Below are 23,156 nucleotides of genomic sequence, written 5' to 3'. Positions count from 1 at the left end.
TGGGCTAGTCTTTTTTGATGGCTTGTTCTTGTCGATATTGTCGGGGAGTACAGTGATAATAGTTTTTGAATTGCCGGTTGAAATTAGAGAGATTATTGAAGCCAACCTGCTGGGCAATGTTCAAAATAGACTCACTGCTGTGTAAAAGGAGTTGGCTGGCCTTGTTTAGCCGAACTTGAATGATAAAATCAGTGCAGGAAATCCCAACTTGCTCCTTAAAAATAGCCATAAAATGCGTCTTACTATACCCCATCTGTTCGGCCAGCTGCCCAATTGACAGCGCTGACGCATAGTGTTGGTTGATGTAATCAATCAAATCACGGAGTTGTTCATTTTTACGGTAGCTGTCCTTGCTTTGTTTGCGGATGACATAGCGATGGAAAAAGAGCAGGTAGAGAAATTCTTGCAACTTGGACTTGAGCAAAAGCTCAAAGTGCCGACCTTCTTCGCGAGCTAGTTGAAAAATCTGCCAGAGACAGTCTTTTAAGTCTTGGTAGCCGGCCATGTCTGGTTTGATGCAAGACAGAAATTTGTATTGACTATTCTGTAAGGGTTGTAGGTAATGCAGGCTGACCTGATCCACATAAGAGGCTCCCACCATATCCAAATCAAAGGCAAAGGTATCTGTCACATGACTGGTCTGAGGTAGGGGGTGAATGGAGTGCATGCCATTGGGCCGAATGAGAATAATATCGCCAGCTTGACTGAGAAAATAATCATAGTCAATATGATACTGGGCACTTCCCTCATAAACATATTGGATTTCTAATTCTTGATGCCAATGAAAGAGAACATCAGGATGACCATTCGTCACTTGTGTACGATAAAACTGGTAGGGAAGCAGGTGCTTGTTTGATAAATCGAGCATGGTAGTCTTTTCTAGTTTTTCTTTTTATTATACCAAAATCAGAGGAAAGTATCAGTTTTTCGCAGGATAATGTCAGATTTTCTGGAAAAAAAGTTTTATATTATTATTATCATAAGATAAAAGGAGTCAACTATGACAAAAACAGTTTTTCCAGATAATTTTTTGTGGGGTGGAGCAACTGCAGCCAATCAATTTGAAGGAGCTTATCAAGAGGGGGGCAAGGGGTTATCTGTCCAAGATGTTCTACCTAAGGGTGGTGTGCCAGTATCGGCAGGCGATAAAAATCCTCGCATTACCGAGGAGCCAACAGCTGATAACTTGAAGTTGGATGGGATTGATTTCTATCATCGTTATAAGGAAGATATCGCCCTTTTTGCAGAGATGGGCTTTAAGGTCTTTCGTCTCTCTATTGCCTGGTCACGGATTTTTCCCAAAGGTGATGAGCTGGAGCCAAATGAAGCTGGTTTAGCCTTTTATGACCAAGTGTTTGATGAATTGGCTAAATATGGCATTGAGCCCTTGGTGACCTTGTCTCACTATGAAACACCTCTACATCTGGCTCGTGCCTACAATGGTTGGGCCAATCGTGACTTGATTGCCTTTTATGAACGCTATGTGCGGACAGTCTTTAGTCGCTACAAGGATAAGGTCAAATACTGGTTAACCTTCAATGAAGTTAATTCTGTCTTGCATGCTCCCTTTATGTCAGGAGGGATCGCGACACCGGTCGAAGACTTGTCTCAACAAGATCTTTATCAGGCTGTCCATCATGAATTGGTGGCGTCAGCTCTTGCGACTAAGATTGGGCACGACATCAATCCAGATTTCAAGATTGGTTGCATGGTCTTGGCGATGCCAGCCTATGCCATGACAGCAAATCCCCTAGACCAGTTGGCAGTTCGTCAGTTTGCTAACCACAATTATTTGTTTAGTGATATTCACGCACGTGGCAAATACCCTAACTATATCAAGCGTTTCTTCAAGGAAAACGAGATTGAGATTGTTTTTGCCCCAGAAGATGAAGAGATTTTGAGTCATACAGTAGATTTTATTTCCTTCTCTTACTATATGAGCGTGGCTCAAGCCCACAATCCAGAAGCCTATAATTCAGGAAGGGGCAATATCATGGGTGGGGTGACAAATCCCTACTTGGAAGCTAGTGACTGGGGCTGGCAGATTGATCCAGTTGGCTTACGTCTGGTGCTCAATGACTTTTATGACCGTTACCAATTGCCTCTCTTTATCGTAGAAAATGGCCTGGGTGCCAAGGATGTCTTGGTCGATGGTCCTAATGGGCCAACTGTTGAGGACGATTACCGAATTGACTACCTGCAAAAACATTTGGTTCAGGTTGGTGAAGCCCTGCAAGATGGTGTAGAACTCTGGGGTTATACCACTTGGGGACCAATTGATTTGGTGTCGGCGTCAACAGCTGAAATGAGCAAGCGCTATGGCTTTATCTATGTTGACCGCCATGATGATGGCACAGGCAGTATGGCTCGTTACAAGAAAAAATCCTTTGATTGGTATAAAGAAGTCATTGCGACAAATGGTGCCAGTCTGTATTAATCCTCAGTTGAGTAGATGTCAGAGGGAGGTAGGATGACTTTTCTTTCTAACCTAAGGAAATTATCTAATCACTAGGTCCATTCCCCAATAGGGGAATTTTTTTGTTATAATAGTAAAAACAATATCTATAAAGTAGGTAAGGACATGTCTAGGATAAAAATTGTAACGGATTCGTCAATGACTATTGCACCTGACTTGATTCAGGAATTGGGGATTACAGTGGTTCCCTTATCCGTAACCATTGGTGATCAGGTTTATTCAGATAGTGACCTGAAAGAAGAAGGCAAGTTTCTCGCCTTGATGAAGGCCAGTAAGGAACTTCCCAAAACCAGTCAACCACCGGTTGGTTTATTTGCAGAGACCTATGAAAGCCTGAAAGAATCAGGGGTTGAGCAAATGATTGCCATCCATCTAACCCATGCTCTTTCTGGCACCAGTGAAGCTTCACGTCAAGGAGCGGCTATTGCTGGAGCAGACGTGACAGTGGTTGATTCTGGTTTTACGGACCAGGCCATGGCCTTTCAGGTTGTTGCTGCGGCAAAAATGGCCCAGCAGGGAGCTAGTTTATCGGAAATTTTAGCTGAGATTGAAAAAGTTCGTCAAGCTACCCAACTCTTTATTGGTGTTTCCACCTTGGAAAATTTGACCAAGGGAGGGCGAATTGGCCGAGTAACTGGGCTTTTAAGCTCGCTCCTTAATATTAAGGTAATCATGGAGTTAAAAGATCATAAACTACACACCGTTGTCAAAGGGCGTGGTCAAAAGACCTTTAGTAAGTGGTTGAATGAGTTGAAGACTAGATTAGCGGCCCGTTCGATTGCGGAGATTGGTATTTCTTACTCAGGTGACGGTCGCTTTGCCACTGAATTGAGGGATAGTTTACAAGATTTGGTGGCTACTGAGATTAGCTTATTGGAAACGGGATCAATTATTCAAACTCATACAGGCGAAGATGCCTTTGCGGTTATGATTCGTTATGATTAACAAAATCTTGCGCGTTCTTTTCTTCTTAGGCAGCCTGACCTTACTCTTTTTTATTCTATTTGATTATTTGATCCCTAAAAGCAAGGTCAGCCTAAATGGAAAAGAGGTGGAAAGGAAGGTTTCGCAGCAGTTTAACTATGTCGCTATTGGAGATTCCTTGACAGAAGGTGTAGGAGATAGTAGTCAGCAAGGAGGTTTTGTCGGTCTTCTCAAGGAGGATCTGGCTAGGACCTATCAGTACAAGGTTAAAGCAAGTAATTATGGCCTTGCGGGCAATACTAGTCAACAAATTTTAACTCGTATGGAGAAGAATCAAGACCTGCAAAATCAGTTACAGATAGCTGATTTAGTAACCTTAACAGTGGGTGGTAATGATTTAATTCAGGTGATTCGGAAAAATTTTGCCCAACTAACAGTGGCAAGTTTTGCCGAGCCCATGCAGAACTACCAAAAGAATTTGCGGCAGATGATTACTTTAGCTAGGCAACAGCAGGACAAACTTCCCATATACATTATCGGTATTTATAATCCTTTCTATCTTAATTTTCAAGAATTGACCGAAATGCAGGAAGTTGTTGATCAGTGGAATCAGGCAACAGAAGCGGTTAGTCAAGACTATCAAGGGGTGTATTTTGTTCCTGTCAATGATTTGCTTTATAAGGGAACAGGAGAGCAAACCACTCCCACTAACGATGTCCTATTTGCAGAAGATAATTTCCACCCTAATACCCTAGGCTATCAAATTATCGCCAACGCAGTAATGGAGAAATTAAATGAAACAAGAAAAGATTGGCAAAAGTAAGCTTTGGAAATGGGCCTTTTTCCTACTTCTAGCCTTGAATCTAGCCTTTGTCGCTTTTATTGCAAGTCGACTGTTGGAAAAAAGTGACCGTCAAATGCCGCAAACAAATCAAACCAGTCAACAAGATGTGACCCTGGGCCTTTTCCAAACCAACCGCCAGCAGCTTAATCAAGCCCTGGCCAGTTATTTAGAGGATTATCAATCTAAGCAATTAAGTTACCAGGTTTATGCAACGGCCAATGCCATTGTTTTTGAAGGGACTTATCAGTTATTGGGGTATGATCTCCCACTTTACCTCTATTTTCAACCCTACCGGCTAGCTTCTGGAGCCCTAGAATTAAAGGTAACTTCAGTGTCTGTAGGGACTTTAGCTCTCCCGATTAAGGAGGTCTTGAAATATATTCAATCCAGTTATAAACTCCCTCAGGTTGTTACTATCTTGCCTAAGGAGGAGGCGATTAGAATCATGCTTCAAGACCTGAAAAATGAGGCTGGTATTTATGTTAAGGCTAGTAAGGTTGATTTGCTTGAGGATGAAATTATTTTTGAAGTTTTCAAGAAAAAGTGACGCCGAAGGGCATTAAATACTTGACCCCAAGCCTTTTTTGCGATATGATATAGCATGTACAATATGAATGGAGGATTTGTTTACATGGCAAACAAACAAGATTTAGTGGCAAAAGTTGCAGAAGCAACAGAATTGACCAAGAAAGATTCAGCAGCAGCAGTAGATGCAGTCTTTGCAGCAATCGAAGAATTTCTTGCAGCTGGTGACAAGGTTCAATTGATTGGCTTTGGTAACTTTGAAGTGCGTGAGCGTGCAGCCCGCAAAGGTCGCAACCCACAAACTGGTAAGGAAATTACTATTGCCGCTTCAAAAGTCCCTGCTTTTAAAGCTGGTAAAGCCCTTAAAGATGCTGTGAAATAAGTAATGATAGTAAAGTCCCTCGGCGCAAGTCTTCTTACTTGTGTGAGGGGCTTTTTATGTTTTGGAACAGTCAATTAGACATGTTTGGGTAGTGTTCCAGTTAGCGTTTTACAGGACTAATTCGTTTGCCTACTTTAGGGAGTCAGCCTTGGTTAATAAATCCCCTCCTGCTATTTTATACAGGAGGGGATTGATACAATGATTAACCAATTCGTTTTTCTGTGTCTTTGTCGAAGAAATGGCCTTTGGCGATATTGAAAGTCAAAGTGATGTCTGTGTCAGGATGGTAAACTTCGCGTGCATCAACACGAGCAGCAAATTCATGTTGCCCCTTTTTAACATAGAGCATGGTTTCACTACCTAGTAATTCAGCAACTTGAATACGAGCCGTCAAGGTAGATTTTGGATAGGTTTCTTGAGCGATTGGTTGACTAGAAATATCTTCTGGTCGAATTCCCAAAATGACTTCCTTACCAAGGTAACCGTGGCTTTCTAAACGCTTGGCTTGACCTTCTGGTAGACCTAGCTCAAAACCATCTTGCGTGATGAGACGATCTTTTTCGATTCTGACGGTAAAGAAATTCATGGCTGGACTGCCGATGAAACCGGCAACAAACTTATTGGCAGGTTGATTATAGAGTTCCTGAGGGCTACCAATTTGTTCAATACGGCCGATCGTTCCATTACCATCAGGATTTTTAGTTGCACTCATGATAACAATGCGGTCTGCGAGCGTCATGGCTTCGGTTTGGTCGTGGGTAACATAGATGGTTGTTGCTCCCAACTTTTGATGAATCTTGGCAATTTCAGTCCGCATGGACACCCGTAATTTAGCATCAAGGTTGGAGAGTGGTTCATCCATCAGAAAGACCTTTGCATCACGAACAATGGCCCGTCCCATGGCCACCCGTTGCCGCTGTCCTCCTGAAAGGTCTGCGGGTTTGCGGTCAAGAAATTCTGTTAAACCTAAGATATCAGCAGCTTCTTGGACCCGCTTGTCAATATCTGCCTTACTGTATTTGCGGAGTTTCAAGCCAAAGGCCATATTGTCATAAACGCTCATGTGAGGGTAGAGGGCATAGTTTTGAAAGACCATGGCAATATCTCTGTCTTTGGGAGAAACATCATTCATCAGGACATCATCAATGTAAAATTCCCCTTGGGAAATATCTTCAAGCCCAGCAATCATGCGTAGGGTGGTTGATTTACCACAACCGGAAGGACCAACAAAAACGATGAATTCCTTATCTTTGATGTCAAGATTGAAATCTTCAACGGAATAGTGGCTACTATTAGGATATTTTTTATAAATGTTATTGAGTTTTAAGGTAGTCATAAGTATCTCCTATCAATTAGGCTTATTTTACAGAACCGCCAGTAATACCTTCAACATAGTATTTCTGCATGAACATAAAGAGTAGGGTAATGGGAATAGCCACCAGAATAGAGCCTGCTGTAAAGGCCTTGAACCAATTATTGATGGTGTCTTGTTCTAGCATGGAGTAGAGCCCAATTGCCACTGTATATTTTTCGTTGGCATCGCCTAGGATAACGCGAGCAAAGATAAAGTCAACCCAGGGACCGATAAAACTGGTTAAGGCAGTGTAGACGATAATCGGTTTGGAAAGAGGCAGGGTAATGTTCCAAAAAATATCCATTCGACTGGCTCCATCAATCATGGCAGATTCGTCTAATGAGTAAGGGATGGTATCAAAGAAGCCTTTGGCGATGTAGAAGCCGAGGGCGGCCCCAGAAGAATAAACTAGGACCAGGGCAGTAAGGGTTTGAGTCAGATTGAAAGCTTTTAAAATGTAGTAGATGGCAATCATGCTCATAAAACCGGGAAACATATTTAAAATCAAGGCTAGTTTTAAGAAACGATTTCTGAATTTAAATTTAATTCGACTGAGCGAATAAGCCATGGCTACGGTAATAAACGTCGAAATAAGGCAAGTAGCTACAGCGACCCAGAGAGTATTAAAGAACCATTTAGCAAAAGGATAAGAGCTATTAGAAAAGAGTTGAGCATAGTTGGCCAATGTCCAAGTCTTAGGAATAAGATAAGAAACATAGGCTGCTCCTTCACCACGAAAACTGGTTAAGAAAATCCACAGAATAGGAAATAGCCAAATGATGGATAATATGCTGAGTATAGTATAAACAAGGCCAAGATGTAGGCGACGTTTGTTTTTCATTAGCGTGCCCCTCCTTCTTTGTATGATGCAGTACGTGTGTAAGCCAATAAACTAAAGATAGCAGACACACTAAAGATGATAATACCGATAACAGAAGCTAAATTATAGTCAGCAGCAGTGACGGTTAATTTATAGAGCCAGGTTACCAAAAGATCAGTAGACCCTGCCTGGTAGAAATTAGAATTGACAGGTCCCCCACCTGTGAGGAGGTAAATCACGTTGAAGTTATTGATATTACCGATAAACTGTTGAATCAGCGATGGTGTCATGACTAAGAGAATTTGTGGGAAAGTAATTGATTTAAAGATTTGGAATTTATTAGCCCCATCAATCTCTGCTGCTTCGATTTGTTCACTAGGTAAATTCATGATGATACCTGTAGCAATGAGCATGGTAAAGGGAATCCCGACCCACATATTGACAACGATAACGGAAAATTTCGCCCAAACTGGATCCGCTAGGAAAGGTAGGGGATTTTGAATAAGCCCAAGCTGCATGAGGAAGCTATTCAACGGACCTGAGTCATTGAGGAGGGTTCTCATAATTAAAAGAGAAATAAATTGAGGAACTGCGATGGTCACCACAAAGACAATTCGCCAAAACTTTTTGAACTTAAGCCCTTTAGTATTAATGAGTAGGGCTAGGACAATGCCAAAGAAGAAGTTGGTCACAGTAGCAAAGACTGCCCAGATGAGGGTCCAAGATAATACTGGAAAGAAGGTACTAGCCATACGACCATTAAAAATACTACCAAAGTTAACCAGTCCAATCCAATCAAACAAGGATTTTGGCGGTAGGTGGTTATGGTCGTAGTTGGTAAAGGCTAAACAAATCATGTAAATTAGCGGCAGCACTGTGAAGAGGAGCACACCGATGAGCGGAACCGTCATTAAGGTCATGTGGAAACGCTCATTTGTTAGGCTTCTAAAATCTTCCCTAAAGTTTGGGATTGTTTCCCCCTGTTCTTTAAGAACATAGATGTTTCGAGCACTCTTGAGGTTGCACCAGTAGATATAGGCAAAGACCAGGCAAAAAATTAGAGAGGCGAGGCCAAAAATAAGCATGAGCATGGAGTTATCCCCATCAACAGCTACCTGCAAACTAACCCCGTCAATTTCACGAGTCTCCATGCCCTGAGTTTTAGTACCTAGTGTGATGAGACCAGCTAGAGCGGGAAGGATTTGATTAACAAAGGCTACTAGGAAGGCTAGTTGACTAATTAGAAAGAGGGAGCCTTTAACCCACTGTTTATTAGCGAGATTTGCAAATCCCATGATAACAGCAGATAATTTTATGTCCCATCCCCCTTTCTGAAGGGCTTCTGGAACAGACGTATTATCAAAATAGATGGTTTTAGCCATAACATTTCTCCTTTTAATAAGTAAAAGGTGGGACAGAACTCAAGGTAACAAGCTCACTGTCCCACCCCTAAGGCTGACTAGATGACATCAAAATAGTGTTAAAATCGGTAAGCTATTACAAGAAGATTAGCTTGCCCAAGTTTGACCACGAAAGACCTAGTCAACTAAGGCTACAGAACTAAAGCATTAGTTAGTAGCTGCAATATCTTTATCAAATTGTTGGAGTTTTGCAAGGTAGTCACTTTCTGGGATTTTACCATTGTAAACATCTGCCATTAAAGCTTTTGACTCAGTCCAGAAGGTCGCCATTTGGCTAAGTTTTGGCATAACCACAGTGTAATCTGATGATGATCCCATGGTAATAACGGTTTTAGCTAGCTCATCAGATTGAACGGCCTCAGAATCTTGGACGGCCTTATTGGATGGCACGATAGAACGTGTCTTGAATTGATTTTCTTGACTTTCAGCATTAGTCAAGTAAGAAGCTAATTTGTAGCTAGCAGCGATACGTTCAGCGTCACCTTTGGCTGGTGCCTGGTTGACCGCATATAATTTAACACCGAGGAAGGCTTTTTGTTGAACGGTTTTACCACCAATAGTGACAGTAGGATATGGTGCTACGCCAAGATTTTCTTTGCCAACAGCATCTTGAGCAGCTTGATAATCCCAGGGACCAGTTTCAATGGCTGCGACGGAGCCGTCACCAAATTTTGAGATGACATTACTTGGGTCTAGGTTGACAAAACCAGGATTATTGTTTTGGTCAGCAATCCATTTGAGGACAGAAACACCCGCTTCATTCCCCCAGTTGGTGCCTTTTGGATCTTCACCACTTTCACCAAAGAGGGTATCCCCTACAGACATGAATAAAGGTCCAGCAGCATAGGCATTGATGTCCTTGAATGGGGCACCAAAGGTTGCCTTACTAGTAATGGTTTCATAGTTGGCAACGTCTTCTGCCGATAATTTTGTTTTATTATAGAGGAGAACTTGTGATTCGATGCCAAATGGGAAAGCATAGGTTTTGCCATTATATTGGGCCCCAACCAAAGCTTGGGTGGTTTGATTATCACTAATGTCTTTAGCATAGTTTTCAGGAATGGCTTGAATGATACCAGATTCTACTAATTGACCGAGTTGATCGTGTGGGAGTGAGAAGACATCAGCTGCTGCACTAGGGTCTTTTTTGATTTTTTCTTGTGCTTGGGAATCGTTAGATTCAATCATAGATACTTTATAGCCAGAATCACTTTCGAATGTTTTAACGATGTCCTCGTAAGATTTCTTAGCATCTGTTGGAACCCAAAGCTTGATGGTTTTGTCTCCTGACTTGCTAGCTTGGTCTGAGCTAGATTGAGATGAATTTGATCCGCAAGCGGTTAGGACACTTGCTGTTAAGGTAAGGCTTGCGCCACCAATCATTAATTTTTTCCATGTTTTCATAAAAATTTTACCTCCATATTTGAAAACGTTTACTTACAACTCTATTATGCAACCGTTTGCGAGTTTTGTCAAGACTTTTTTACTATTTTTTATAAATTAAGTTTAAAACAGTGATAAAATCGCGAAAGCAAGCAATTTTTAAAAAAGGGCTTGCGTTGTGCAAACGTTTGCGTTATAATAGAGGTATCAGTTAAACTATAAAGAAAAGGAAGTGATTCTTATGAAACGAGCGAGTGGCATTCTGATGCACATCAGCTCTTTGCCTGGTAAGTTTGGCATTGGAACTTTCGGTCAAGAAGCTTATCGGTTTGTTGATTTTTTAAAGGCTAGTCAGCAAACTTATTGGCAAATTTTACCTTTGACGACAACTAGTTATGGCGACTCTCCCTACCAATCTTTTTCGGCAGTAGCTGGTAATACCAATTTTATTGATTTTGATTTATTGATAGAAGCGGGTTGGCTCAGTCAAGATGCTTATCAAGGGGTTTCATTTGCCAACCAGGAGGAGTCGGTTGATTATGCCCATCTCTTTAAGGTTAGGCGTCCGATTTTAGAAAAAGCTGTGGAAACCTTCCTTGAAGAAAGTAGCAACCAAGCACTATTGGCTGAATTTGAAGCTCAAAATGCGTCTTGGCTCCAGGATTATGCAGAATTCATGGCCATTAAAGAACATTTTGACCATCGTGCCCTCCAGGAATGGGGAGATCAAGAGGCGCTCTTGCGTCATGAAGCCACTTTAGCAATCTACCGGCAGCAATTAGCCACGGTGATTACCTATCATAAAGTGGTTCAGTATTTCTTCTTTCACCAATGGCAGGAGCTGAAAGCCTATGCCAATCAGGCTGGTATTGCCATTATTGGAGATATGCCAATTTATGTGGCGGCTGACAGTGTTGAAGTGTGGACCCAACCCCGACTTTTCAAACTAGATTCGGCTAAACGTCCTCTGTATGTGGCGGGATGTCCAGCTGATGATTTTAGTGCAGATGGTCAGTTATGGGGCAATCCGATTTATGATTGGGATTATCATCGGCAAACCAAGTTTGCTTGGTGGGTTTATCGCATTAAGGAGAGTTTTAAACTCTATGACTATCTACGCATTGACCATTTTAAGGGCTTCTCTGATTACTGGCAGATTGCAGCTGATTCAGAAAGCGCAGCGATTGGTTCTTGGCAGCCAGGGCCGGGTTATGACTTGTTTAAGACGGTCAAAGAACAATTGGGAGATATGCCAATTATTGCAGAAGATTTGGGTTATATTGACGACAAGGCTAGGGCTTTGTTAGCTGATTGTGGCTATCCAGGGATGAAGGTTTTGGAATTCGGTTTTTATGATATCAGTGGTCATAGTATTGACATTGCTCACCGTTGTGTACCTAACAGTGTTGCCTATATTGGTACCCATGACAATGAGGTGGTTAATGGCTGGTATGATAATCTGAGTAATGAGCAACAGACCTTCGTTGATGATTATACCAACCGTAGGCCAGGTCAGCCCATCAATGAAACCATGCTTAAACTACTTTTTTCAACGACTAGCCAGACCGTTATTGCTAGCATGCAGGATGTATTGGATAAGGGAGCAGAATCTCGAATGAATCTGCCATCAACTGTTGGTGGAAATTGGCAGTGGCGGATGCGTTGGGAAGACCTCAGTCCAGAAAAAATTGATTTTTTGACAGCTATAACCGTATTATATGAGAGAGGAAGAGATGAAGATGACTAATGTAACGACTTATGTAGAAACAAAAACCGGTAAAGCATTGGCCGAGTTAAGCAATCAAGACATTTATTACCAGTTGTTGAATTACACCAAGGATTTGGTGGTGGATTACCCTAAAAATACTGGAAAACGCAAGGTTTATTATATCTCAGCTGAATTTTTGATTGGTAAATTACTATCAAATAATTTGATTAACCTTGGTATCTATCAAGAGGTCAAAGATGACTTGGCTAAGGCAGGTAAATCCTTGAGTGACATAGAGGGGATTGAGCCAGAGCCATCCTTGGGTAATGGTGGTTTGGGACGCTTGGCGGCTTGTTTTATTGATTCAATGGCAACCTTGGGTATCAATGGGGAAGGTGTAGGTCTCAACTATCATTGTGGTCTCTTTAAACAAGTGCTAACAGATAACCAGCAGGCAACAGAACCCAATTATTGGATTGAAGACCAATCTTGGTTAGTCTCCACAGACGTTCATTATGACGTTCCTTTCCGTGACTTTACCTTGCGGTCAACCCTCCAACGCATGGCTGTTTTGGGCTATGGGAAATCAAGCAAGAACTATTTGAACCTGTTTGATATTGAAGGGGTCAATCCTCACCTTATCCAAGAAGGGATTAGTTTTGATAAAACAAAAATTCAGGAAAATCTGACCCTCTTCCTGTACCCAGATGACTCAGACAAGGCGGGAGAGTTGCTTCGCATTTACCAACAATACTTTATGGTGTCAAATGCTGCCCAACTTCTTATCGACGAAGCCTTGGAACGTGGCAGCAATTTACATGATTTGGCTGACTACGCCTATGTGCAAATTAATGATACTCATCCGTCCATGGTTATTCCAGAGTTGATTCGGTTGTTGACTGAAAAACATGGACTGGATTTTACTGAGGCAGTAACGATTGTCAAGAATATGGTCGGTTATACCAACCACACAATCTTGGCAGAAGCTTTAGAAAAATGGCCTCTAGCCTATTTGGAAGAAGTGGTGCCACATTTAGTTCTGATTATCAAAAAATTAGATGATTTGATTCGTGGGCAATATCAAGATCATCAGGTTCAAATTATTGACCAAGATGACCGTGTGCATATGGCAAACATGGATATTCATTTTTCAACTTCAGTCAATGGGGTGGCGGCTCTTCATACCGAGATTTTAAAACAATCAGAATTGAAGGCTTTCTATGAGCTTTATCCTGAGAAATTTAACAATAAAACCAATGGGATTACCTTCCGTCGCTGGTTGGAATTTGCCAATCAGGATTTGGCGGCCTACATTAAAGAATTGATAGGAGATGCCTACTTGACAGATGCTAGTCAGCTTGAGAAACTCCTTGCCTTTGCTGATGACAAGGGTGTACAAGACCGTCTGGCAAGTATTAAATATCAGAATAAGTTGAACCTCAAGGCCTTCTTGCAAACCCATCAGGGGATTGAGTTAGATGAGCATTCCATTATTGATACTCAAATCAAGCGTTTCCATGAATATAAACGCCAGCAGATGAATGCCCTCTATGTTATCCATAAGTATCTTGAGATTAAAGCAGGTAAACTGCCAAAACGTAAAATTACCGTTCTTTTTGGAGGTAAGGCAGCTCCAGCTTATACTATCGCACAGGATATCATTCATCTAATCCTCTGTCTATCTGAATTGATTAATAAGGACCCTGACGTTAGCCCTCACTTGAATGTTTTCTTGGTGGAAAATTACAATGTGACGGTGGCTGAAAAATTGATTCCAGCCACAGATGTGTCAGAACAGATCTCCCTAGCGTCTAAGGAAGCTTCAGGAACAGGGAACATGAAGTTCATGCTTAACGGCGCCTTGACCTTGGGAACCATGGATGGTGCCAATGTTGAAATTGCTGAATTAGCAGGTGCAGAAAATATCTACACCTTTGGTCAGGATAGTGATACCATCATCAAGCTCTATGAAACAGCTGGTTATCAACCAAGTGACTATTACCAAGACCAGTTAATTCAACGGGCGGTGGACTTCATTGTGAGTGAGGAGCTACTAGCATTAGGCAATGCAGAGCGACTTAACCGTCTGTATCAAGAATTGATGACGAAGGACTGGTTTATGACCCTGATTGATTTGAAAGATTATATTGCGACCAAGGAGCAGGTATTTGCTGACTATGAACAAGAAGACCTCTGGCAGAAAAAAGTGATTCACAATATTGCCAAGGCCGGCTTCTTCTCATCAGATCGAACCATCGCTCAGTACAATGATGACATCTGGCATAGTCGGTAACGGAGAGTGTTAGCATGAAATTATTAACTCTCAATGTTCATGCCTGGTTGGAAGACCACCAAGATGAAAAATTAGACCTTTTGGCCCAGGTTTTGGCAGAAAAGTCCTACGATGTGATTGCACTCCAAGAGGTTAATCAATCCTTGGACAGTCTGTTAGTAACCCCGCAGCTTAAAGAAGATAATTATGGGCTGTTATTGGTTGACAAACTTAATCGTCTGAGCGGGCTATCTTATTCCTTTTATTGGACTTATTCTCATATCGGCTATGGTCGATATGAGGAAGGTCTGGCTATTTTGACCAAGTTGCCGGTCTATGCTGTGGATGAGTTTTACTGTAGTCAACACCAGAGCGTGGATTCTATTTTATCTCGTAAGATTATCGGTCTCACCCTGTCTTATAAGGGGAGATTGATTGATTGTTATTCTTGTCACATTAATCTGCCTGACAGTACGGAAGAAAACCAGCTCAGCAATATTAGAACGATTTTAAATCGCGTGTCAACTAATCGACTGGCACTTCTTATGGGTGATTTTAATACGGATGCTTGCTCCAATCCTCTGGCCTATCAGGCAATTCTTGAGCTGGGTCTTGTGGATACCTATGAGTTGGCTCAGGTGAAAGATGATGGCATCACTGCTGCTAAGGCTATTGATGGTTGGGAGGGGCATCTGGCCCAAAAACGCTTGGACTATATTTTCCTAACCCAGGAGCAGGATGTATTAAGTAGTCAGGTGATTTTTAACGGTAAAAATTATCCCCCAGTTTCGGATCATTTTGGGGTTGAGGTGGAAATAAAACTGTAGGAGAAGTAAGATGAAAAAACTGTTTAGTTTTGAGTTTTGGCAAAAATTCGGCAAATGTTTGATGGTTGTTATTGCGGTCATGCCAGCCGCAGGTTTGATGGTTAGTATTGGGAATTCCTTGCCCTTATTGAGTCCTAATTCAGAGTTGCTTGCTCGGATAGGGAATATTATTGCCCAAATTGGTTGGGGTGTGATTGGGAATCTTCATCTATTGTTTGCCCTGGCTATTGGAGGGAGTTGGGCTAAAGAACGAGCTGGAGGAGCTTTTTCCGCCGGCTTGGCCTTTATCTTAATCAATCTGATTACGGGAAATTTCTTCGGGGTAACCTTGGACATGTTGGCAGACAGTAAGGCCCATGTCAACACGGTTTTTGGTAGCCAGATTCCTGTTGCTAATTATTTTATTAATGTCCTAGGGCAGCCAGCTCTTAATATGGGGGTTTTTGTTGGGATTATTGCAGGTTTTGTTGGGGCAACTGCCTTTAACAAATACTACAATTATCGTAAGTTGCCGGATGTCTTGACCTTTTTCAATGGTAAGCGATTTGTGCCTTTTGTGGTGATTTATCGTTCAGTTTTGGTAGCCTTGGTTTTGGCTGTTTTCTGGCCTTTGATTCAAACGGGGATTAATGGTTTTGGGAAATGGATTGCTAATTCTCAAGATACTGCCCCAATTTTGGCTCCCTTTATTTATGGTACCTTAGAGCGCCTCTTGCTTCCGTTTGGTCTGCACCATATGTTGACTATTCCGATGAATTATACATCACTGGGAGGAACCTATGATATCTTGACTGGTGCCCAACAAGGATCACAGGTTTTTGGTCAGGATCCCCTCTGGTTGGCTTGGGTAACTGACTTGATTAATCTCAAGGATGCGGGTGACATGAGTCAGTATCGTCAATTGCTTGAAACAGTCACCCCAGCACGCTTCAAGGTGGGACAAATGATTGGCTCAAGCGGTATTCTCATGGGGTTGACCTTAGCCATGTACCGCAATGTTGATGCTGACAAAAAACATAAGTATAAAGGGATGTTTATTTCATCAGCTTTGGCGGTCTTTTTAACTGGGGTGACAGAGCCAATTGAATACATGTTTATGTTTGCAGCAATGCCCCTCTATATTGTCTATGCAGTGGTACAAGGGTTGGCATTTGCTATGGCTGATTTGGTTAACCTACGTGTCCATTCCTTTGGTAATATTGAGTTTTTGACAAGAACTCCGATGGCTATTAAGGCAGGGATTGGCATGGATATTGTTAACTTTATCTGGGTATCTGCCCTATTTGCTGTGGTGATGTACCTGATTGCTAATGTTATGATTCAAAAATTTAATTTAGCGACAGCAGGTCGCAATGGGAATTATGACACTGAAACAGGACAAGATGGTGAGTCTGATGTCAGTGGCCAAGCTCCTGTAAACTCACAAGTAGCGCAAATTATTCATTTCCTGGGTGGCCCAGATAATATTTTGGATGTTGATGCTTGTATGACTCGGCTCAGAGTTAGTGTCAAGGATACTGAAAAGGTTAGTGATGAAGCATCTTGGAAACAAACAGGGGCTATGGGACTGATTGTCAAAGGTAACGGCGTTCAAGTGGTTTACGGGCCTAAGGCTGATGTTTTGAAATCTGATATTCAAGATGTCTTGGACTCAGGAGTTCCTATCCCAGAGGTGGTAACCAGTCGTCAGCCAAATCTCGAGCTTAATCCTCGTTTTAAAGGCGAAGTGGTGGATGTGTATAGTGTCGCTGCTGGTAGAGCCCAATCAATTACTGAGGTTAAGGATCCCGTCTTTTCTCAAAAAATGATGGGTGATGGGTATGCCATTGAACCTAGTGAGGGGAAGATTTATGCTCCGATTGCGGGAGTGGTTACCAGTGTTTTCCCCACCAAGCATGCTATTGGCCTATTGACCGATAATGGACTGGAAGTACTGATTCATGTTGGTTTGGATACTGTGGCCCTAAATGGCGTACCTTTTTCTAGCAAGGTAGTTGATGGTCAGCGAGTAGAAGTTGGTGATTTGTTGCTGGTTGCTGATCTTGATGCCATTAAATCAGCTCAGCGGGAGACCACTATTATCGTTGCCTTTACCAACATGGTTGAAATCAAGGCAGTCCATCTTCAAGATTTAGGACAGGTTGAACCAGGGCACCTGCTAGCTCAGGTAGAATTATAATGACAGAGGGTCTTTTCTAGTTAAGGCTAGGGAGACCTTTTGGTTAAGGCTGACAACAGGGATAGATTTTGGTAGAATAGTCACATGGTATTTCAAGAAAAATTAGTAACCATCAAGCAGGAGATTTGTCAAGATCCTCGGAATCAGACATACACTGCTGCGGGGCTAGCTCCCTTGTTTCAGGTAGATGAGCAGGCTAGTTTATTGATTATTGGTCAGGCACCAGGAATAAAGACCCAAGAAGCAGGTCAGTGTTTTCGAGATCGGAGTGGCGATCGGTTGAGAGACTGGTTGGGCGTGGGTGAGGAGGAATTCTATGAATCAGGTCAGATTGCCCTTTTACCCATGGATTTCTACTATCCTGGCAAGGCTAAGTCGGGGGACTTGCCACCTAGACCATTCGTGGCTCCAAGTTGGCATCCACGTCTCATCGAATTAATGCCAAAGATTAGACTGACCCTCTTGGTGGGGCAATATGCTCAGGACTATTATTTGGCAGACAAGCGTTCTGTAACGGAACGGGTAGCCTGTTATCATGATTATTTACCGGACTATGTTCCCCTGGTTCATCCTTCGCCGAGAAATAATCTCTGGTTAGCCAAACACCCTTGGTTTGAGGCGGAGTTTATTCCTCAATTGCAAAGTCTAGTGCGAGAAAATTTGGTAAGAACTAGCTAAAATAGTTGACAAAGAGAGAAAATTTAGTTATTCTATTAAGGAACGTGAAAATGTTACATTGAAATTGAGGGGAGTGAAACACATGTCAAAAACAGTTGTACGCAAGAATGAATCGCTTGACGATGCTCTTCGTCGTTTCAAACGTTCTGTTACTAAAGCTGGTACACTTCAAGAATCACGTAAACGTGAATTCTACGAAAAACCTTCTGTAAAACGCAAACGTAAATCAGAAGCAGCTCGCAAACGTAAAAAATTCTAATTGATGATATTAGATAACTGGTAAGGAATTTCCTTACCTTTTTATTATGTCGACGATAAAAAAGCCCTAAACCATGCCAAGATTGTAGAGATAGTGGCAGCATGGTTTAGGGTAGGACTGATTGGGCTAACTCTTTAAAAATTTGGGTGTGTTAGTCAGAGTAGCCAAGAACTCTGGCTAGCAAGGAGGAAGTCTTACTAGGCAGGGGTCCTAAGGACCGTTGTCTGATAAGACAACAAAACGACCACAAAAGTAATCGTTTTCATAGAGTTTATTATAACCTATTTGGTTAAACTTGTCAAAAATTTTAAATGACATTGGAGAAAAGAAAAAAACTCCTACGGAAACGGGAGTTTTCTTATGTGTGTTTAGCCTTATTTTTTAGCCAACAAATCACGGATTTCAGCAAGAAGTTCTTCTTGTGTTGGTCCAGCAGGAGTTTCTTCAGCAGGTGTTTTCATTGCCTTATTGGCAGCTTTAACGATGAAGAACAATACAGTACCAACGATAAGGAAGTTAACCACAGCATTGATGAAGTTACCAATAGCGATTGATCCGAGCATGATGCCAGAGAAATCTGGTTGACCAATAACCATACCAATAATTGGCGTGATGATATCAGTTACCAACGAAGTCACGATTGCACCGAAAGCTCCACCGATAATCACGGCTACAGCAAGATCAACGATGTTACCCTTGAACAAGAAATCTTTAAGTTCTTTAATCATGGAGAGTTATCCTTTCTAAAAATTGATTCGTGTAACATTATACAAGATTTTAATGGTCAAAGCAAGTAAGATGTTCTTTTATTTTACAAGTTATTTTTCCTATGTTATAATAACATTTAAGTGTATTAATTGTAAAAAAGTCTGACGTGGGGGTGGTTAATTGGCAATTCATAAAGAACTAATCACCGATATCAAAAATCAAACGAACATTGTGGAAGTGATTGGTGAGTTTGTTCCTTTGGTACGTTCGGGTCGCAATTATTTGGGGAGGTGCCCGTTTCATAAGGAAAAAACGCCCTCCTTCAATGTTGTTGAAGATAAGCAGTTTTATCATTGTTTTGGTTGTGGAAAATCTGGGGATGTTTTCCATTTTTTAGAGGAATACCGTCAGATTAGCTTTAATGACAGTGTTAAAATTCTAGCTGAGCGGCTAGGCATGAGGGTCGATTTTGGAGATGAAGGGAGACGTCCTCATCATCCCCATCAAGAATTGTATGATATTCATACAGAAGCCAGTAATTTTTATCATGCGATTTTGATGACGACGAGATTGGGGCAATTGGCCAAAGACTACCTTTATCAGCGGGGTTTGACCGACGAGCTAATCAATTATTTTAAAATTGGTTTAGCGCCTGAACAAGCAGATTACCTTTATCAGAAAGTTAAGGGGCAGTATTCAGAGGAGACTATCTTTAATTCAGGTCTCTTTCAAGTTTCCAATCAAGGAAGGGTCTTTGATAGCTTTCAAAATCGTATTATGTTTCCCTTGACGGATGATCAGGGGAGAGTAATTGCCTTTTCAGGTCGTATCTGGTCGGAAAAGGATAGCCAACAGGCTAAATATAAAAACACGCGAAAAACCAGTATTTTTAATAAGTCCTATGAGCTCTATCATTTGGATCGAGCTAAAGCTGTGGCTCATAAAACCAAGGAACTTTATTTGATGGAAGGTTTCATGGATGTGATTGCGGCCTACCGGGCTGGATTGGAAAATAGTGTGGCTTCTATGGGGACCGCTCTGACCTCTGAACATGTCAACCACCTCAGACGATACAGTCAGAAACTGGTTTTGGTCTATGATGGTGATGGGGCTGGTCAGGAAGCGATTGCCAAGTCCTTGGCTTTGCTTGAGGAAATGTCGGTGGAAATTGTCCGTTTACCTCAGCAAATGGATCCAGATGAATTTATACAAAAAAATTCTCCTGAACAATTGGCAGAATTGCTAACCCATTCACGAATTAGTAAGATAGAGTTCTTTTTGCACTATTATTTGCCAGTCAATTTGGATAATCTTCAGGCTCAGCTGGCCTATGTGGAGCAAATGGCTCCTATTATTACAGAAGAAAAGTCTGTGTCTCGTCAGGATATTTACATTCATCAACTAGCTGATTTGCTACCGAGCCTTAATTATAAGCAGGTGGAGTTGGTTGTCAATCAGGAGCGGCTGAAAAAACGACAAACTTCGGCTAAACAGATGCGGAGGCCGGAATCTTCACAGATCTTGGAGACGTCGGTAATTGCCTTGAAATCCCCTTTGTTACGGGCTGAAATGCATTTGTTTCATCGACTTCTCCATCACCCGTCCCTTCTGGCTGAATTTAAGCAGCGGGAGGATTTGGTGTTTCAAACCCCAGAATTGGCTCAGCTTTACCTTATTCTTAAGGAGCAAGGAAGCCTTGAACCCAATCAGTTGCAAGATCTAGGCCTGTCGGAGCAAGAAAGTCAGATGTACTATGCTGTTTTAGCAGAGCATTTACCAGATGAGATAGCTGATGATGAGATTGCTCAATTAAAACAGAGTTTACGGCGTTACCATCAGGGTGAAGCCTTGAATCGCCAAGGACAGAAAATCCGTGACTTTAGTGGTCAGGGTGATGACCAGCAGGTCCTCGCGGAATTGGCAAAGTATATTGCACAAAAACGACAAATGGAAAAAGAGGAATTATGACAAATACAAAAGAAATCACAACCTTTGATGTACAAGTGGCTGAATTTATCCGCCACCACAAAAAAGCGGGAACAGCAGTGGATAATGAGGTGACAGAAAAATTGGTCATCCCTTTTGCCTTGGATGCTGATCAAATTGATGACTTATTGGAGCGTTTAACCGATGGAGGCATTTCAATCACAGATAAAGAAGGGAATCCGTCAACTCAATATGTGGTGGAAGAGGTTGAACCAGAGGAACTTAGTGACGAAGAGCTTTTGGGAAGTAATTCTGCCAAGGTCAATGACCCTGTCCGTATGTACCTCAAAGAAATTGGGGTTGTGCCCCTTCTGACTAATGAAGAAGAAAAAGAGTTGGCTGTTGCTGTGGCAGCGGGTGACCTTTACGCCAAGCAACGTTTAGCTGAAGCCAACCTACGTCTGGTGGTATCCATTGCTAAACGTTATGTCGGCCGTGGCATGCAGTTTCTTGATTTGATTCAAGAGGGCAATATGGGCTTGATGAAGGCCGTGGACAAGTTTGACTACGAAAAAGGCTTCAAGTTTTCAACCTATGCCACTTGGTGGATTCGTCAGGCCATTACCCGTGCCATTGCTGACCAAGCGCGTACTATTCGGATCCCGGTTCATATGGTGGAAACCATTAACAAATTGGTCCGTGAGCAACGTAACCTCTTGCAAGAATTGGGGCAAGATCCGACACCGGAGCAAATTGCAGAGCGGATGGATATGACACCAGACAAGGTGCGAGAAATCTTGAAAATTGCTCAAGAACCAGTATCTTTGGAGACACCGATTGGTGAGGAAGATGATAGCCACTTGGGAGATTTTATTGAAGATGAAGTTATCGAAAATCCTGTTGACTACACAACACGGGTAGTCTTACGAGAGCAACTAGATGAAATTTTAGATACCCTGACTGACCGTGAAGAAAATGTCTTGCGCCTACGTTTTGGTTTGGATGATGGCAAGATGCGCACGTTGGAAGATGTGGGTAAGGTCTTTAATGTCACTCGTGAACGGATTCGTCAAATTGAGGCCAAGGCCCTACGTAAGCTCCGCCAGCCAAGTCGCAGTAAGCAGTTACGTGACTTTATGGAGGACTGATTTCAGAAAAAGGAAGGACAAATGTCAGTAGAATATAATGAAGATCAGGTGATGGCCATCAAGGACCGGATTTTAGAGCAACTGGAATTGGTTATTGATCCAGAACTAGGCATTGATATTGTCAATCTGGGCTTGATTTATGATATCCGTTTTGCTCAGGATGGCTCGACAGAAATTGATATGACCCTGACGACCATGGGCTGTCCTTTAGCAGATTTAATCACTGATCAGATTTATGATGTGATGAAGGCGATTCCTGAGGTCACAAAAACAGAGGTCAAGCTGGTTTGGACACCAGCCTGGTCAACAGACAAATTGAGTCGCTATGCGCGTATTGCTCTTGGTATAAGGTGAGGTTTCTATGCAAGTATTATCCCTAGTTGTCCCTTGTTATAATGAGGAAGAAACCATCACTCCCTTTTTGCAGGCGACGCAGGCAGTTGAGGTTGCCATGGCCGAACAAGTCAGGTTTGAGTATATTTTTGTCAATGATGGTTCTTCCGACCAGACCTTATCGGTTTTACGCCAGGTGGCTAAGGCCTATGCTAATGTTCACTACCTGTCTTTCTCGCGAAATTTTGGCAAGGAAGCAGCTCTCTTGGCTGGCTTAGAGGCAGCAACTGGTGATTTGGTCACGGTTATGGATGTCGATTTACAAGACCCACCTGAGCTTTTACAGGACATGTATGTCAAGATTCAAGAGGGTTATGATGTGGTCGGGACTCGCCGAGCTGATCGCAAGGGCGAGCCGAAAATTCGTTCTTTCTTTGCCCGTGCGTTCTATTTTCTCATCAATAAAATTTCGGATACGGAAATGGTTGATGGGGCCCGTGATTTTCGTTTGATGACCCGCCAAGTTGTTGACAGTATCCTATCTCTGGAAGAAGTCAACCGCTTTTCCAAAGGTCTCTTTTCCTGGGTTGGTTTCAAGGTTACCTATGTTAGCTATGAAAATCGGGAACGTGTGGCTGGTCAAACCTCTTGGAATTTTTGGAGCCTGTTCAAGTATTCCATGGACGGTTTTATCAATTTTTCAGAAGCTCCGCTTAATTTGTCCATGTGGGCAGGTGCTATGTCTTTCCTGGCCTCTATTTTGGGGATTCTCTTTGTCGTCATTCGCAAGTTAACCATTGGGGGGAGTGTGACGGGCTGGGCCAGTCTAGTGTCTATCATTCTCTTTATTGGTGGTCTGCAGTTGCTCAGTCTGGGTATTATCGGCAAGTATATTGCCAAGATTTTTTTGGAGACTAAGAAACGCCCGGTTTATATTATCAAAGAAAAAGGATGATATCATCCTTTTTTTAGTGTATAATAAAGAAAAA

At 42.1% G+C, this 23,156-nt stretch carries 21 protein-coding genes; 15 read left to right on the top strand and 6 right to left on the bottom strand.

The genetic code is table 11. The features are described 5' to 3' along the window. Window positions 1-4: 4 nt before the first annotated feature. Complete coding sequence (locus tag FRX57_RS01920; protein WP_146566087.1) at window positions 5-868, bottom strand: helix-turn-helix transcriptional regulator; 864 nt, start codon at window positions 866-868, stop codon at window positions 5-7. Window positions 869-1,000: 132 nt separating this feature from the next. Here FRX57_RS01920 and FRX57_RS01915 point away from each other — a divergent pair, with 132 nt between their 5' ends. From FRX57_RS01915 to FRX57_RS01895, 5 genes are all read left to right on the top strand, one after another. Next, window positions 1,001-2,437: a glycoside hydrolase family 1 protein gene (locus FRX57_RS01915; RefSeq protein WP_146566085.1), complete on the top strand. Its 1,437-nt coding sequence runs from the start codon at window positions 1,001-1,003 to the stop codon at window positions 2,435-2,437. A 144-nt stretch (window positions 2,438-2,581) separates the two neighbouring features. Next, entirely contained in the window at window positions 2,582-3,421 is an 840-nt protein-coding gene (locus FRX57_RS01910; RefSeq protein WP_146566083.1) for a DegV family protein, read from the top strand. Further along, on the top strand, window positions 3,414-4,223 hold the full coding sequence (locus tag FRX57_RS01905; protein ID WP_146566081.1) for an SGNH/GDSL hydrolase family protein: 810 nt from the start codon (window positions 3,414-3,416) through the stop codon (window positions 4,221-4,223). Before FRX57_RS01910 ends, FRX57_RS01905 begins: the two co-directional genes overlap by 8 nt. Beyond that, window positions 4,195-4,791: a YpmS family protein gene (locus FRX57_RS01900; RefSeq protein WP_146566079.1), complete on the top strand. Its 597-nt coding sequence runs from the start codon at window positions 4,195-4,197 to the stop codon at window positions 4,789-4,791. Before FRX57_RS01905 ends, FRX57_RS01900 begins: the two co-directional genes overlap by 29 nt. 84 nt (window positions 4,792-4,875) lie before the next feature. Next, window positions 4,876-5,151, top strand: a complete 276-nt coding sequence (locus FRX57_RS01895) for an HU family DNA-binding protein (protein ID WP_146566077.1) — start codon at window positions 4,876-4,878, stop codon at window positions 5,149-5,151. Between the two features lie 202 nt (window positions 5,152-5,353). On the opposite strand, the gene FRX57_RS01890 is transcribed toward FRX57_RS01895, so the two are convergent. The 4 genes from FRX57_RS01890 to FRX57_RS01875 all read right to left on the bottom strand — a co-directional run bounded on the left by FRX57_RS01890 (window position 5,354) and on the right by FRX57_RS01875 (window position 10,150). Beyond that, a complete protein-coding gene (locus FRX57_RS01890) occupies window positions 5,354-6,487 on the bottom strand; it encodes an ABC transporter ATP-binding protein (protein ID WP_146566075.1) in 1,134 nt (377 codons plus the stop codon). 22 nt (window positions 6,488-6,509) lie between these two features. Next, window positions 6,510-7,346 (bottom strand): sugar ABC transporter permease, encoded by an 837-nt coding sequence (locus tag FRX57_RS01885; protein ID WP_146566073.1) that lies wholly within the window; start codon window positions 7,344-7,346, stop codon window positions 6,510-6,512. Next, the gene (locus FRX57_RS01880) at window positions 7,346-8,707 is read right to left on the bottom strand and encodes a carbohydrate ABC transporter permease (protein WP_146566071.1); all 1,362 of its coding nucleotides are present in this window, start codon (window positions 8,705-8,707) and stop codon (window positions 7,346-7,348) included. Before FRX57_RS01880 ends, FRX57_RS01885 begins: the two co-directional genes overlap by 1 nt. Window positions 8,708-8,893: 186 nt before the next feature. After that, entirely contained in the window at window positions 8,894-10,150 is a 1,257-nt protein-coding gene (locus FRX57_RS01875) for an extracellular solute-binding protein (RefSeq protein ID WP_146566069.1), read from the bottom strand. A gap of 220 nt (window positions 10,151-10,370) precedes the next feature. Here FRX57_RS01875 and malQ point away from each other — a divergent pair, with 220 nt between their 5' ends. From malQ to rpsU, 6 genes are all read left to right on the top strand, one after another. Further along, window positions 10,371-11,876 carry a 4-alpha-glucanotransferase gene (gene malQ, locus FRX57_RS01870; protein ID WP_146566067.1) on the top strand — a complete coding sequence of 502 codons (1,506 nt, stop codon included), beginning with the start codon at window positions 10,371-10,373 and terminating at the stop codon, window positions 11,874-11,876. Continuing rightward, complete coding sequence (glgP, locus tag FRX57_RS01865; RefSeq protein WP_146566065.1) at window positions 11,869-14,130, top strand: glycogen/starch/alpha-glucan family phosphorylase; 2,262 nt, start codon at window positions 11,869-11,871, stop codon at window positions 14,128-14,130. Before malQ ends, glgP begins: the two co-directional genes overlap by 8 nt. Window positions 14,131-14,144: 14 nt before the next feature. Further along, window positions 14,145-14,936 carry an endonuclease/exonuclease/phosphatase family protein gene (locus FRX57_RS01860; protein ID WP_146566063.1) on the top strand — a complete coding sequence of 264 codons (792 nt, stop codon included), beginning with the start codon at window positions 14,145-14,147 and terminating at the stop codon, window positions 14,934-14,936. A 10-nt stretch (window positions 14,937-14,946) separates the two neighbouring features. Next, a complete protein-coding gene (locus FRX57_RS01855; protein ID WP_146566061.1) occupies window positions 14,947-17,115 on the top strand; it encodes a PTS transporter subunit IIBC in 2,169 nt (722 codons plus the stop codon). 84 nt (window positions 17,116-17,199) lie between these two features. Next, the gene (locus FRX57_RS01850) at window positions 17,200-17,793 is read left to right on the top strand and encodes a uracil-DNA glycosylase family protein (protein ID WP_146566059.1); all 594 of its coding nucleotides are present in this window, start codon (window positions 17,200-17,202) and stop codon (window positions 17,791-17,793) included. A gap of 82 nt (window positions 17,794-17,875) precedes the next feature. Further along, window positions 17,876-18,052, top strand: coding sequence for a 30S ribosomal protein S21 (gene rpsU, locus FRX57_RS01845; RefSeq protein WP_000048058.1), 177 nt, complete (start codon window positions 17,876-17,878; stop codon window positions 18,050-18,052). Window positions 18,053-18,426: 374 nt separating this feature from the next. On the opposite strand, the gene mscL is transcribed toward rpsU, so the two are convergent. Further along, entirely contained in the window at window positions 18,427-18,780 is a 354-nt protein-coding gene (gene mscL / locus FRX57_RS01840; RefSeq protein ID WP_146566057.1) for a large conductance mechanosensitive channel protein MscL, read from the bottom strand. A gap of 160 nt (window positions 18,781-18,940) precedes the next feature. On the opposite strand from mscL, the gene dnaG reads away from it, so the two are divergent. Genes dnaG through FRX57_RS01820 form a run of 4 tightly spaced genes read left to right on the top strand, consistent with a single transcriptional unit; the run spans window position 18,941 to window position 23,122 of the window. Next, entirely contained in the window at window positions 18,941-20,728 is a 1,788-nt protein-coding gene (gene dnaG, locus FRX57_RS01835; protein ID WP_146566055.1) for a DNA primase, read from the top strand. Further along, window positions 20,725-21,834 (top strand): RNA polymerase sigma factor RpoD, encoded by a 1,110-nt coding sequence (rpoD, locus tag FRX57_RS01830; RefSeq protein WP_146566054.1) that lies wholly within the window; start codon window positions 20,725-20,727, stop codon window positions 21,832-21,834. Before dnaG ends, rpoD begins: the two co-directional genes overlap by 4 nt. Before the next feature lie 21 nt (window positions 21,835-21,855). Further along, window positions 21,856-22,188, top strand: a complete 333-nt coding sequence (locus tag FRX57_RS01825) for a metal-sulfur cluster assembly factor (protein WP_146566053.1) — start codon at window positions 21,856-21,858, stop codon at window positions 22,186-22,188. Window positions 22,189-22,195: 7 nt separating this feature from the next. Further along, window positions 22,196-23,122 carry a glycosyltransferase family 2 protein gene (locus tag FRX57_RS01820; protein WP_146566052.1) on the top strand — a complete coding sequence of 309 codons (927 nt, stop codon included), beginning with the start codon at window positions 22,196-22,198 and terminating at the stop codon, window positions 23,120-23,122. Window positions 23,123-23,156 lie beyond the last annotated feature (34 nt).

Origin of the sequence: Streptococcus cuniculipharyngis (assembly GCF_007859195.1) — a bacterium.
Classification (GTDB): Bacteria; Bacillota; Bacilli; order Lactobacillales; family Streptococcaceae; genus Streptococcus; species Streptococcus cuniculipharyngis.
The sequence above is the reverse complement of the archived record's forward strand: the minus strand, read 5'-3'. Positions and strand labels throughout refer to the sequence as shown.